Origin of the sequence: Streptomyces sp. DT2A-34, from assembly GCF_030499515.1 — a bacterium.
Taxonomy (GTDB): domain Bacteria; phylum Actinomycetota; class Actinomycetes; order Streptomycetales; family Streptomycetaceae; genus Streptomyces.
Genome location: NZ_JASTWJ010000001.1, coordinates 10,094,900 through 10,107,485 on the forward strand (window position 1 = coordinate 10,094,900; position 12,586 = coordinate 10,107,485).

The 12,586-nt window shown below is 70.6% G+C and carries 11 protein-coding genes; 7 read left to right on the plus strand and 4 right to left on the minus strand.

The window, feature by feature from the left end:
* Nucleotides 1–57 precede the first annotated feature (57 nt).
* Both QQM39_RS45090 and QQM39_RS45095 read right to left on the minus strand, forming a co-directional pair.
* The gene (locus tag QQM39_RS45090) at nt 58–1,560 is read right to left on the minus strand and encodes a metallophosphoesterase (protein ID WP_302003359.1); all 1,503 of its coding nucleotides are present in this window, start codon (nt 1,558–1,560) and stop codon (nt 58–60) included.
* An 83-nt stretch (nt 1,561–1,643) separates the two neighbouring features.
* On the minus strand, nt 1,644–2,525 hold the full coding sequence (locus QQM39_RS45095) for an MHYT domain-containing protein (RefSeq protein WP_302003360.1): 882 nt from the start codon (nt 2,523–2,525) through the stop codon (nt 1,644–1,646).
* A 271-nt stretch (nt 2,526–2,796) separates the two neighbouring features.
* Here QQM39_RS45095 and QQM39_RS45100 point away from each other — a divergent pair, with 271 nt between their 5' ends.
* From QQM39_RS45100 to rox, 4 genes are all read left to right on the plus strand, one after another.
* Nucleotides 2,797–3,696 carry an arginase family protein gene (locus QQM39_RS45100; RefSeq protein WP_302003361.1) on the plus strand — a complete coding sequence of 300 codons (900 nt, stop codon included), beginning with the start codon at nt 2,797–2,799 and terminating at the stop codon, nt 3,694–3,696.
* A 166-nt stretch (nt 3,697–3,862) separates the two neighbouring features.
* Entirely contained in the window at nt 3,863–5,062 is a 1,200-nt protein-coding gene (locus QQM39_RS45105) for an MFS transporter (RefSeq protein ID WP_302003942.1), read from the plus strand.
* Nucleotides 5,063–5,132: 70 nt separating this feature from the next.
* Nucleotides 5,133–6,323 (plus strand): MFS transporter, encoded by a 1,191-nt coding sequence (locus QQM39_RS45110; RefSeq protein ID WP_302003362.1) that lies wholly within the window; start codon nt 5,133–5,135, stop codon nt 6,321–6,323.
* Nucleotides 6,324–6,566: 243 nt separating this feature from the next.
* A complete protein-coding gene (rox, locus tag QQM39_RS45115; protein WP_302003363.1) occupies nt 6,567–7,994 on the plus strand; it encodes a rifampin monooxygenase in 1,428 nt (475 codons plus the stop codon).
* Between the two features lie 78 nt (nt 7,995–8,072).
* Here rox and QQM39_RS45120 read toward each other — a convergent pair whose 3' ends face one another.
* Nucleotides 8,073–8,828, minus strand: coding sequence for a dienelactone hydrolase family protein (locus QQM39_RS45120; RefSeq protein WP_302003365.1), 756 nt, complete (start codon nt 8,826–8,828; stop codon nt 8,073–8,075).
* Between the two features lie 123 nt (nt 8,829–8,951).
* On the minus strand, nt 8,952–9,572 hold the full coding sequence (locus QQM39_RS45125) for an L-threonylcarbamoyladenylate synthase (protein WP_302003366.1): 621 nt from the start codon (nt 9,570–9,572) through the stop codon (nt 8,952–8,954).
* A gap of 893 nt (nt 9,573–10,465) precedes the next feature.
* Here QQM39_RS45125 and QQM39_RS45130 point away from each other — a divergent pair.
* From QQM39_RS45130 to QQM39_RS45140, 3 genes are read left to right on the plus strand one after another with little or no spacing between them, the layout of a single operon-like run.
* A complete protein-coding gene (locus QQM39_RS45130) occupies nt 10,466–10,846 on the plus strand; it encodes a hypothetical protein (RefSeq protein WP_302003367.1) in 381 nt (126 codons plus the stop codon).
* 5 nt (nt 10,847–10,851) lie between these two features.
* On the plus strand, nt 10,852–12,195 hold the full coding sequence (locus QQM39_RS45135) for a hypothetical protein (protein WP_302003943.1): 1,344 nt from the start codon (nt 10,852–10,854) through the stop codon (nt 12,193–12,195).
* Complete coding sequence (locus tag QQM39_RS45140) at nt 12,192–12,518, plus strand: hypothetical protein (protein WP_302003368.1); 327 nt, start codon at nt 12,192–12,194, stop codon at nt 12,516–12,518. The genes QQM39_RS45135 and QQM39_RS45140 overlap by 4 nt, the downstream gene beginning before the upstream one ends.
* Nucleotides 12,519–12,586 lie beyond the last annotated feature (68 nt).

The following is a 12,586-nucleotide window of genomic DNA, read 5'->3' on the forward strand; positions in this document are numbered from 1 at the left end:
CGAGTCGTACGGCAGTGCCAACGGGCCCGCGGCCGATGATGTTCCCGTGCTCCCAGGTCAGACCAGGGAGATGGTGACCTCGTCCTCGACCGGCGGGTCGACCTCCTGGGCGCGGTTGCCGGTCGCGGCGTAGCAGCGCAGCCGGACGGTCTCCGGGGTGACGTCCAGCCGCAGGAAGCACTTGAAGAACGGCGGGCTGTAGGTCGCCGAGCTCGGCGAGAACAGCTGGGTGTAGATCTTGCGCACGGGGAGGCGGAACCGCTTGGCCCGGTCGGGCCGGCGTCCGGTGCCCAGCAGGCCCGCGACCAGGCGTGTGCGCCATGTGAGGCGGGCGTCCGCGGCCGGTGCGCGACCCGGCTGGATCTCCAGCCGCTCGGCGATGACGGCCGTCGCCTCCGCCTCGGTGAGAGTGAAGAAGCGGCGCATGCGCAGCCGGCGTCCGTAGAGCCTGCTGTAGAAGGCCAGGGAGTCGCCGCGCAGCGGGTAGCAGCGGAACTCCTTCTCGGTGACGTTCGCGATGTCGACCCGCGGAATGGTGTGCGTGGCGTGCATGAACGCACCGCCGCCGCCCGAGACCACGTACTGGATGGTGCGGCCGTCCACCCGCACCGGATAGCGCTGGTAGTTGTGGATGTCGCCGCCTATCGCCGCGACATAGCGGTGCGCCGGGTCACGGACGATCTCGTCGACGGTGCCGCCCCCTTCGATGGCGCAGGGGTGGTGCTCACCGTCCACGTACAGGGGCTGGCCCGTGATGAGGATCTTCGGCCGGGGATCCTGGGACACCTCGCGCAGCCACGCGCCCTGTTCGGCGTCGATGGTGCCCAACAGCCCCGTGTCGATGCCTATGATCCGCACCGGCCCGGCGTCGATCGCCCAGTACGGCCCCGGCTGGACCGCCTGTTGGGCGGCGTCCGACCTCAACTTCCGTGCCTCTGGGAGGCTTTGGCCGTCACCCTTGCGCGGCCGGTGCCACAGCAGCGACCGCAGCCATGCCCTGCTGAGTGGACGCGGGGCGGCCTCGGGGTCGAGGGGCGGGGCGTCGTCGCAGAAGACGCGCATGAACGCGCCGAGGTCCTCGTACCAGTCGTGGTTGCCCGGGATCGCGTACATGGGCGCCCGGTAGTCCTGGTACGGCCGGAAGAACTTGGTGTCGTAGTCGTCGGCGCTGCCCACCGGATAGATCACATCACTGGCGACGACCGCGAACCGCGTGTCCTGACCCACCTTCACAAGGCCTGGTATGACGGCGTATTGGGAGTCGTCGCCCTCGCCGGTGTCACCGATGACGAGGAAGGAGAACCTGTCCGGGTCGTCGCGCCGGATCACCTTGTCGGCGGGCGCCCCGGCAGCCGCCCGCTGCGCCACCCAGCGGCTGCGGGTACGCCCCGTGGGGTCCCCGAACCAGGACGCGAGCACGCCGTTGCGGGCGGCCCACAGCGTCTTGGGGTTGAGCCAGGAGATTTTCTCGACCTTGTGCGGCATCAGCCGCCTGTACTCACCGAGTTCGGCGGCGCCCCAGCCGGCGCCTTCGGCGGTATCGCGTGAGGAGTCAGACACCGGTGCACCGTAACAATGATCGAGTGGATGCCGAGCAGGGGAGGAGGGGTCCGGCGAGTCGTCGGGCCTGCGCCCCCTCCGAGTCACCACTTGTGGGCGTACGGCTCCCGGCTCCGGCGGGGCTGCGGGCCGCCGACGGGCGCGGTCAACTCGGCGCCGGTGCCGGGCCGTTGCTCGGGGACGCCACTTGCCCCGACCCTCCTGGGCGCGCCGGACCGGCCCCGCTGACCCTCGCCGAGAACCAGGAGCGGGTCGAACATCACCACCACTCCGGCCAGCACCAGGAAGATGATCGGCCCCAGGAGCATCGGCAGCAGCAGCGAGGTGGGCGAGTCACCGGCCCACGACCCGCCGGTCGTGCCGTGCAGATGCACACTGACGGCGGCCATACCCGTGTAGTGCATCCCGCAGACGGCCACACCCATGATCAGGCTGGCCCCGAGGCTGGTCAGGAAACCGCGGATGGTGACGGCCGCCCACAGCGCCGCGGTGGCGGCGACGATCGCGATCAGAACGGAGAGCACCACGGTGAACGCGTCGTACTGAATGCTGCCGTCGAGGCGCAGCGCGGCCATGCCTAAATAGTGCATGGCGGCCACGCCGAGCCCGGTGATGACGCCCGCGCCGGTCAGCGCCCCCTTGCCCGCGCCCAGATAGCCCACGATGAACACGCCGATGCCGACGACGACGACCGCCACGGTGAGGCTGAGGACGGTCAGGCCCGTGTCGTAACGGATCCCGCTCTCCTCGACATCGAAGCCGATCATGCCGATGAAGTGCATCGTCCAGATGCCGCAGCCGATCGACGCCGCGCCGAGCGCGAGCCAGCCCGGCTTCCACGACTGTCCGTCGAACAGGGACCGGACAATGCACCGCAGCCCCAACGCCCCTCCCAGGCAAGCCATCAGAAAGGCCGCCACCGGCGTCACCGCACCATATTGGAACCCGTCAACCGTGCCTTGCATGCGCCAACTCCCCCCAGAGTCACGGCTGGTTGTGAGATGCAAGGTGTACGGGTCAAGGGTGCGTAAAGCAAGCCTTTACCGCCGGTAGCCGTTGAACTCTGCATCACCGTGAGTCGACTTCGGTCACATGGGGGCGAGATTCGGCCAGGCGAGGGCCGGGCCCGGGAACAGCTGCTCCTGGCCCGGCGCCGGGCCCCAAGTGGTGCCGGGTCCCGGAATGTGGCACAGATGGGGGATGTGAGGCGCGGTCCGGCAGCCGAAGGGTCGGGACATGCGGAACCTGTCGATCATCGAGGCACCGTCCGTGCTGGGGCTGCGGCCGTCCGGCGTCCAGGACCTGCCGCAGGCTCTGTTCGACGCCGGTCTGCCGGCCGGGCTCGACGCGGTGCGGGCCGGCCGCGTCGAAGCAACGGCGTACGACCCGAGGCGGGACGCGGGCACCGGGATCCTCAACCCCCACGGCATCGCGGAGTACTCCGTCCGGCTGGCCGACGCGGTCGGCGGTGTCCTCGACGCCGGGCGTTTTCCGCTCGTCCTCGGCGGAGACTGCACCATCCTGCTCGGCAACCTCCTCGCCCTGCGCCGCCGCGGCCGCCATGGACTGCTGTTCCTCGACGGCCACACCGACTTCTACCAGCCCTCGGCCGAGCCGACGGGCGAGGCGGCCTCGATGGAACTCGCCCTGGCCACGGGCCGCGGTCCTCGGCTGCTCACCGACCTCGAAGGCCGCGGCCCCCTGCTGCGGGACGAGGACGTCGTCGCCTTCGGCTTCCGCGACACCGCCGAGTCGACCGAGGCCGGGATGCAGCCGCTCCCACCTCACCTGCACGCGATCGACCTCGACGACGTGCGCGCCACCGGCGCCACCACGGCAGCGCGCCAGGCGGTCGACCGGCTCACCGCAGGCCCCGGCGCCCGGTTCTGGGTCCACCTCGACGTCGATGTCCTGGACGACACGCTCATGCCGGCCGTCGACTACCGCCAACCGGGCGGGCTGACCTGGGAGGAACTGGAGGGCGTGCTGCGTACGGCGCTGAGCGACCCGGGAGCCGTGGGGCTCGACGTCACGATCTTCAACCCTCGCCTCGACCCGGACGGCAGCATCGCCGCCCGCCTCGCCGAGTGCCTGCGCCGGGCATTGAGGGCAGGACCCGCCCACGTGCGTGACTGACCCACTCCGACGAGCCGACCCGGGTGTGCGCGGCCGTTCGTCCAAGCGTCGTCGACCTTTGTCCATGGGCGGATCCGCCGACGGGGGTGAGGGTGGGACCATGAGCGAATCCGGGACCAGGGAGACGGACTCCCTCCTGCACGAGCGCACCACCGAACGGCGCCGGATGCCGAGTGGACTGATCGCGCTGGCACTGGGCGGGTTCGGCATCGGGCTGACCGAGTTCCTGATCGCCGGGCTGCTGCCGCAGGTGGCGTCGGGATTCGCGGTGTCCGAGGCGGCAGCGGGCCGGCTGATCTCCGGGTACGCGCTGAGCGTCGCGATCGGCGCGATCGCCCTGACCGCGGCGACGGCCCGCCTGCCCCGCAAGCCGGTCCTGGTCGGCCTGGTGGCGCTGTTCGTCATCGGCAACCTGCTGTCCGCCGTCGCACCGAACTATCCGGTGATGCTGCTCGGCCGGATCGTCGCGGCGTTGTGCCACGGCTCGTTCTTCGGCATCGGCTCGCTGGTCGCCCGCAGCCTGGTCGTGCCGGAGAGGAAGTCCCGCGCGGTGGCGGTCATGTTCGCCGGCCTGACGGTCGCGAACGTCCTGGGTGTGCCGTTCGGGGCGTGGGTCGGTGAGCGTTGGGGCTGGCGGGCGGCCTTCTGGGCGGTCACCGTGATCGGCGTACTGGCGCTGGCCGGGATCGCCGCCTTCGTTCCCGGCCGGGCGGACGCCGGCCAGACGCGGCCGCCGACAGCGACGACGAGCCCCGCACACCCGATACCGCCCAGCGGCCTGCGAGCCCAGCTCCGCGCGTTCCGGTCCTGGCAGGTCTGGCTGACACTGACAGCCACCGCGTTGAGCTATGGCGGCATGTTCGGCGCGTTCAGCTACATCGCCTACACGTTCACCGAGGTCGGCGGATTCTCGCCGGCGGACGTCTCCTGGCTGCTGATGGTGTACGGGGTCGGCCTGGTCGTCGGGAACCTGATCGGCGGACGAGCGGCCGACCGTGACCGTGACCGCGCCCTGGTCCTCGCCCTCCTCGGACTCACCCTCACCCTGGCCCTGTTCGGTCTGCTGGCCGACAGCGCCGTGGCGTCGGTGATGCTGACGTTCCTGATGGGGCTCTTCGGGTTCGCCGGCGTGCCCGGCTTGATCACCCGCGTCACCGACTTCGCCCACGGGGCGGCGCTGGCCGCGAGCGCCAACGTGTCCGCGTCCAACCTCGGCAACGCCCTCGGCGCGTGGCTCGGGGGCGTCGCCATCACCGCGGGCCTCGGCTACACGGCGCCGCTCTACGTCGGCGCCGGCATCGTCCTGGCCTCCGTCGCCGTCATGGCCGTGGCCGCACACCTGGCCGGACCACCGGCACACCGGTAGCCGTATGAGAGTCCGTACGGGTGGCGTGCCGGGCCGGACCGCGGCGGCGTACGGGGTTACCGTCGGCGGCATGGACGGCGATCGCCGAAGGTGGCGCGAGTGTCTGCTCAGCGGGGCGGTGTTCGCCGTGTGCATGGCCGGCACCACGCTGCCGACCCCTCTCTACCCCCTCTACCAGGAGAAGTTCGGGTTCTCCGAGCTGACGGTGACCGTCGTGTACGCCGTGTACGCCTTCGCGGTCATCGGCGTGCTGCTGCTGGTGGGCAACGCCTCGGACGCGGTGGGACGACGTGCGGTCCTGCTGTGCGGCCTGGGGTTCGCGGCCGCCAGTGCCGTCTGCTTCCTGTGCGCCACAGGGCTGGGCTGGCTCTTTGCGGGACGGCTGCTGTCGGGACTGTCCGCGGGCCTGTTCACCGGGGCCGGCACGGCGTACGTGATGGAGCTGGCGCCCCACGGCGGCACCGCGCGGGCCACGTTCGTGGCGACGGCGGCCAACATGGGGGGACTGGGCTGCGGTCCGCTGCTCGCCGGGATGCTCGCGCAGTACGCCGCCTGGCCGCTGTACCTGCCGTTCGTCGTGCACCTCGCCCCGGTGGCCGGCTCCGTCGCCGTCCTGCTGCGGCTGACGGAGACGGTGCGGCAGCGGGCGCCGCTGAGCACCGTACGGCCTCAACGGCCGGGTCTGCCCGTGCGGGTGCGGGCGGTGTTCGGGCCCGCGGCGATCGCCTCCTTCGTGGGGTTCGCGCTGTTCGGGGTGTTCACGTCGGTCAGCCCGGCGTTCCTCGCGGAGTCCCTGGACGTGGACAGCCACGCGGTGAGCGGGCTGGTCGTGGCGCTGGCCTTCTTCGCCTCGACCGCCGGACAACTGACCGTCGGCAGGGTCGGGGTGGGGCGCTCGCTGCCGCTGGGGTGCGCCGGGCTCCTCGCCGGGCTGGCGCTGCTCGCCGGGGCGCTGCGGTGGGACCTGATGGTGCTGGTGGTGGCGAGCGCGCTCGTCGGCGGGGGCGGGCAGGGGCTGGCGTTTCGCGGGGCGCTGGCCGCCGTGGCCGAGGCGTCCCCGGCGGACCGGCGCGCGGCGGTGATCTCGACGCTGTTCGTGGTGGCCTACACCGGCATCTCGGTACCGGTCATCGGCGTGGGAGTACTCACGGGCCCGATCGGCCTGGAGGGCGCGGGGCTGGTGTTCATCGCCTGCATGGCCGTCCTCGTCTCGACCGCGGCCGTCTACCTCGTACGGCGGCCGGTACCCGCGAGGGCGTGAGCGCGTCGCCCGAGGAGGAGCGAGGCCGGCAAAAGCAAAGGCAAGGAGGTCACCCACTCCTTGCCACTCTCAACATATAGCGCACAGGGGGCCTTGCGGCAAGGCCCCCGTCGTGCCGCAGAATCGTCGGCCGAAGCCGGGACCGGGCGGAAATCAGGCATTCGCGAAGCAGGGGTGCGCGCGAAGCATGCGTGCTCGCGGTGGGGCCGGCCGAGATTCGACATCGTCAAATGGGGGGTTCACATGATCGACGTGATCGTGGTCGGCGGCGGCCCGACCGGCTTGATGCTGGCCGGTGAGCTGCGGCTGCACGGCGTGCACGTGCTCGTTCTGGAGAAGGCGCCGGAGCCGCCCGCGTATGTCCGCGCGCTCGGCCTGCACGTGCGCAGCATCGAGGTGATGGACCAGCGCGGTCTGCTGGAGCGGTTCCTCGCACACGGACGGCAGTACAAGGTCGGCGGTTTCTTCGCCGCCATCGAAAAGCCCTGGCCCGACCGGATGGACACCGCACACGGCTACGTCCTCGGCATCCCGCAGACCCTCACCGACCGCCTGCTGGCCGAGCGTGCCGTCGAGCTCGGCGCCGATGTCCGGCGCGGCTGCGAGCTGGTCGGGCTGAGCCAGGACCAGGACGGGGTGAGTGCCGAGCTGGCCGACGGCACGCGGCTGCGCTCGCGCTATCTCGTCGGCTGCGACGGCGGCCGCAGCACGGTGCGCAAGCTGCTCGGTGTCGGCTTCCCCGGTGAACCCAGCAAGGTCGAGACGCTGCTGGGCGCGATGGAGGTGGGCGTGCCGCCGGAGACGGTGACCGCCGTGGTGACCGAAGTCCGCAAGACCCAGAAGCGGTTCGGCCTCGGACCCATGGGGGACGGGGTGTACCGCGTCGTCGTGCCCGCCGAGGGGGTGACCGAGGACCGCTCGGTCGCGCCGACCCTCGAGGAGTTCAGGAAACAGCTCCGGGCGGCCGCCGGCACCGACTTCGGCGTGCACTCACCGCGCTGGCTGTCCCGGTTCGGCGACGCCACCCGGCAGGCCGAGCGCTACCGGGTCGGCCGGGTGCTGCTGGCCGGCGACGCGGCGCACATCCACCCGCCGACCGGCGGACAGGGGCTCAACCTCGGCATCCAGGACGCGTTCAACCTCGGCTGGAAACTCGCCGCCGAGGTGGCCGGCTGGGCACCGGAGGGGTTGCTGGACAGCTACCACACCGAACGGCACCCGGTGGCCGCCGACGTGCTGCACAACACCCGCGCGCAGATGCAGCTGCTGTCCACCGACCCGGGGACGCAGTCACTGCGCCGCCTGTTGGCGCAGCTGATGGACTTCGAGGACGTGAACCGCTTCCTGATCGAGAAGATCACCGCGATCGGGGTCCGCTACGACTTCGGCGACGGCCATGAACTGCTCGGCCGGCGCATGCGGGACATCACCCTGAAGCGCGGTCGCCTCTACGAGCTGATGCACGACGGCCGCGGACTGCTGCTCGACCAGACGGGCCGGCTCTCGGTGTCGGGCTGGGCCGACCGGGTCGACCACGTCGTCGACGTCAGTGAGGAACTGGACCTGCCCGCGGTGCTGCTGCGGCCGGACGGCCACGTGGCGTGGGTCGGCGAAGACGAGCAGGACCTGCTCGGCCGGCTGCCCAAGTGGTTCGGCGCGCCCGTCAGCTGAGGGCGCGTCAGTGGCCGCGCCGGGGTCAGGGTCGGCGCAGGGCCGGTCTCCGCAGAGCCACTTGAGTGCCCGAGCGGCTCAGAACGTCCGCTTCAGCAGATCGAGCAGCGCCGCCCAGTGCCGTTCGTCCGCCTCGGCGTTGTACGCGGAGGTGTCGGCTTGCGTGAACCCGTGCCCCGCACCCGGGTAGACCTCGCAGCGGTGCCGGACCCCCGCCTCGGTGAGCGCGGTCTCGAGGCGCTCGATCTGCTCGACCGGGAGGGACGGGTCCTGGTCCGCATGGCCGAAGTACAGCTCGGCGGTGATGTGCCCGGCCACCAGATGCGGGCTGTCCGGCGTCTCCGTCGCCAGCCGTCCGCCGTGGAATCCGGCCGCCGCCGCGACCCGGTCCGGGAACGTGCCGGCGGTGAGCAGGGACAGCCGCGCGCCCATGCAGTAGCCGGTCAGCGCCACCGGACCGTCGGCCGCCACCGGGCACTCGGCCAGCCAGCGCAGATAGGCGCCGGCGTCCCGCATCGCGAGGTCGGGTGTCAGCGCCCGCATGATCGGCATGATGTTCTCGAAGATCTCCGGCCGGGCGCCGGGATCGATGAACTCCGGCAACTCGACCACCGGAGCGCGCCCGTGACGGTAGAACACGTTGGGCACCAGCACCGTGTACCCGGCCTCCGCGAGGCGGTCCGCCATCTCCCTGAGCCGGGGCCGCAGACCGAAGGCGTCCATGTAGAGCAGGACCGCCGGACGGGGTTCCCCGTCAGCGGGGTGGGCCAGATAGGCGTCGACGGTGCCGTCCTCGGTGGGGATGTCGACGGCGTTTCCCTGTACGGCGGTCATGGCTGGGACGTGCCTCTCTGCGTGGGGACGTCGGCGAGGGCCGGCCCGTGGGAGGGGCCGGGTCGAGATCATCGTGGCACGCGCCCCTGAGAGTGCCGCGACCCACCCCCACCTCGGCCCCTCTCACTCGAACCGGGACGTGTCGCCCGCCCCCTTCCGCACGATCTCGGCCTCGCCACCCGAGAAGTCGATCACCGTCGTCGGCTCGGTGCCGCAGTCCCCGGAGTCGACCACCGCGTCCAGCACATGGTCCAGCCGGTCCTTGATCTCCCAGCCCTGGGTCATCGGCTCGTCCTCGTCGGGCAGCAGCAGCGTGCTGGACAGCAGCGGCTCCCCGAGCTCGGCGAGCAGCGCCTGGGCGACGACGTGGGCGGGGATGCGCACGCCGACCGTCTTCTTCTTCGGATGCTGGAGCATGCGCGGCACCTCCTTCGTCGCGGGCAGGATGAAGGTGTAGCTGCCGGGCGTCGACGCCTTGATCGCGCGGAACACGTCCTTGTCGACCAGCACGAACTGGCCGAGCTGCGCGAAGTCCTGGCAGACGAGGGTGAAATGGTGCCGGTCGTCCAGTCGGCGAATGGTCCGGATCCGGTCGATGCCGTCACGGCTGCCCAGTCGGCAGCCCAGCGCATAGCAGGAGTCCGTCGGATACGCGATGAGCGCACCGGAGCGGACGCTGTCGGCGACCTGGGTGATGGTGCGCGGCTGGGGGTTGTCGGGGTGCACGTCGAAGTACTTCGCCATTCACCGAGCCTATGCCCTGGACGCGCTGCCGGCGGCGCAGGCGGGGGCGGTTACACCCGGGGAGTGCGGCCGACTGGCTCGCACATGGGATGCGGCGTCAACACCATGACCGTGGTTCGGCCGGGGGAGGGAAGCACGAGAGGCGGATGGCGCACTGCCGACGGCGTACGACGAACACGTGCGCGGCGATGTCCCGCGGGCCATGTCGCAAGGAGCCGCGGAACTCCGGGTCGGCCGAGCCGGAGTACGACCGGCTCCTCGACGCGTTTCAAGGACCGCTTCTCCTTCGGGTCCGCACGCGGAGCCGCCGGACCATGGCTCCAGCCCCCTCGACCGCGGTGTCCTGGTGACCCACTTGGAGGGCTCGGCCCCGCACCGCGATCAGGCCGACCCGATGGGAGACGTCGAGAGGTATGGCGGCGTCTTCACCGGGGCGGCGATCCTGCCCCTGCTCATCGGACCGACCGAAGGAGCCTGTTCCTCCAATGCCGGCACGCGTGAGCACGCGTGCCGAGACCGACGGGCTGTTCCTGACCGCGGCGAGTGCGCCGCGCTGAACCAAGGACAGAGTGATCAGGCTTGGACCGCAGCCGCCGTATCCATAGCCCCCAGAGCGAGCACGGTTCGTCACCGACTTCCTTCGCTGATCACGCCCGGGACGACAGAACGCGACCACCGCGACCCGCCCGGCCGCCGCGCCCGCTTGGCCACCGGCGTCGGCGCGTGTTCGGCCAACACGCGGGTGCAGAAGCGCGCGGCGCGCGTCGGTTCGGGGAGGCGGTGAGCCGTGTGGTGCTGTCGGCAAGGGCCGCTCCGCGGTCCGCGGGGAGGCCCGGCATCCTTGATCGGTTGGTGAGGTTGAGGTGACGTGACAAGTTGCACCCGCAACTGGCATGCTCACGTTCGCGATCATTGTCAACCTCGGGGGAACGATGACTGCAGGACCTGAAGGGTTCTCGGCCCGAGCCGAGTCCATCGACGGCAGTTCGCATCTCTTGAACGAGCTGGCCGGACTGCTGTACGCCGGGCGCATGGACGGGGAGAACGCCACGCAGTGCCGCGTGCCGCGCTCGCATCCCCAAGTGGCCGAAGCCGTCGAGGATTTCGCTCGGTACGCGCGGGATCAGTACGGGGACCTGGTGACGTTGCTGTCCGCCCTGTCAACGAAGCTGCAATCGACGGGAAACGCCTACATGAAGGCCGACGCCGGCGCGCAGCGTGCGATGGACGACCTGCTCGACAAGGGGCGTTACGTCGCGCCCGAGGACCGGTGAGCGCCATGGCCTACCGCGCGGACGTCGAATTCCTCGACGCGTCGAACCCGCAGCTGATCGAACGGACCGCAGCCGAGTACGGCCGCCTTCACACCCTCCTGGCTTCGTGTGACGACGACTTCCGCAAGGCCGGGAAGGTCGAGTGGGAGAGTGCACACCGGGAGCGTTACACCAAGCGGCTGAGGGAAGCACTCGACCTGGCGGAGCACCTGTCGGCAGCCTTCAGGCGCGTACGCAAGGCGTTGGACGACTATGCCACGGCTGTCGAGCAGGCCAAGGGGCACTTCGAGAGCGGGCAGGCCACAGAAGACCGTCTGGCCGAGGTGATGTCCCGTGAAGCTGTCGCACTCACTCCCACAGCGCGGGCCGCCGAAGCACTGCATCAGTGGGAGGACCTGCGCGGCACGACCGGCTTCCTCGACTGGGCGGCAGAACTCACCGTCAACGCGGACGCGATCCGCGACGAGGCCGAGCACTACTACAACGCGACCAAGAACCACTACGGCGACGCCCAGCGTGTGGAGTCCGCGGCCCGAGAGGACTGCGTGCACGAGATACGGGCAGCTCTGCGGTCTCTGCCGGACTTCCGTGGTGGAGACAGCACCTACCCCGCCCTGCTGACCGGCGCCGTAGACGCGTTGCGCCATGAAGTGAGCGACGCAAGCCGCAACCCGAACACACAGCTTCCCGGCACTGGCGTGAAGATCGACTCGATCCCCGGGGTGTCGAGCGACACCTCGGTCTCGCCGGCCCTGCGGCGCATACGGGACAGGCTCGCGCACCTGCCCGGTGCGCAGGACCACTACCTGTATCTGCCGTCCGACGACGACGCCGGCCGCCGCACGTACATCTCGGGGAACAAGGCGCTGATCAGCGATGCCGCGCACAACTCCGGGCTGCCCCCTGAGATGTTGGCGGGCATTGCCTGGATGGAAGTCGAAGGTGACCCTTCCTGGATCGACGAGGCCGCCTACGGGGTCCGTCGACACGTACCCGGCGTGGGAGAGGCGGATCAGACCTCCATGGGGCCGATCGCGATTCAGGTGCGCCGGTCTGCCGAAGTGCTCGGCTACGACCCGGAGAACCTCACCGACGCACAGCGTGAGGAGGTGGTCAACGCGACCAAGAACCCGGGCCAGAACATCTACATCGCATCGGAGTACCTGGCCCAGGTCAAGGCCGAGAGCGAGTTCGCCGACGTGCCGCCGGAGCAGATGACCAGGGAGCAGATGCAAGAGCTCGCGGCACGCTACAACGGTGGCCCCTACTACCGGAGCGATCACGCTCAGGCATACGGTCGTCAATTCGACAAGAGCGTCGACGACGCGAAGCGGGCACTCGAATCATGACCGTGTCGCAGGCGTCGCAGACGTCACAGGTGTCGCGGGCCAAAGGCGTCGTGTGCGCGGTCCTGCTGGTCATCGGCTGCCTCGTGGCAGGAGCCGCCACCGGTATCGCCTACCTGTCGCATCCGCTCGGGCCCTGGGACCACCAGGCTTTCGACCACATCCGGCTGTTCGGAAAGATCGGGCTCGCCTTCGCGTCGCTCACCGCACCGGTCGCTGTGCCGGCTGTCGCATGCGGCTGGCTACGGCCGTGGTGGATTGTTCCGTGTGTGGTGGTCACGATGGCGGCGTGGGGACGCCTCACCGTGTTCTTTCCAGCGCACTGACCTCGCCCGTCGGCGCCCTCGCAGCAAGGCCGTTGCCCTATTGACTCGGCCCGGGGCGCCGGCCTTGC

Excerpts from the sequence above, each read along its gene's own strand:
- QQM39_RS45095 (WP_302003360.1), bottom strand. The coding sequence starts at position 2,525 with ATGCAAGGCACGGTTGACGGGTTCCAATATGGTGCGGTGACGCCGGTG.
- QQM39_RS45100 (WP_302003361.1), top strand. The coding sequence starts at position 2,797 with ATGCGGAACCTGTCGATCATCGAGGCACCGTCCGTGCTGGGGCTGCGG.
- QQM39_RS45105 (WP_302003942.1), top strand. The coding sequence starts at position 3,863 with ATGCCGAGTGGACTGATCGCGCTGGCACTGGGCGGGTTCGGCATCGGG.
- QQM39_RS45110 (WP_302003362.1), top strand. The coding sequence starts at position 5,133 with ATGGACGGCGATCGCCGAAGGTGGCGCGAGTGTCTGCTCAGCGGGGCG.
- rox (WP_302003363.1), top strand. The coding sequence starts at position 6,567 with ATGATCGACGTGATCGTGGTCGGCGGCGGCCCGACCGGCTTGATGCTG.
- QQM39_RS45120 (WP_302003365.1), bottom strand. The coding sequence starts at position 8,828 with ATGACCGCCGTACAGGGAAACGCCGTCGACATCCCCACCGAGGACGGC.
- QQM39_RS45125 (WP_302003366.1), bottom strand. The coding sequence starts at position 9,572 with ATGGCGAAGTACTTCGACGTGCACCCCGACAACCCCCAGCCGCGCACC.
- QQM39_RS45130 (WP_302003367.1), top strand. The coding sequence starts at position 10,466 with ATGCTCACGTTCGCGATCATTGTCAACCTCGGGGGAACGATGACTGCA.
- QQM39_RS45135 (WP_302003943.1), top strand. The coding sequence starts at position 10,852 with ATGGCCTACCGCGCGGACGTCGAATTCCTCGACGCGTCGAACCCGCAG.
- QQM39_RS45140 (WP_302003368.1), top strand. The coding sequence starts at position 12,192 with ATGACCGTGTCGCAGGCGTCGCAGACGTCACAGGTGTCGCGGGCCAAA.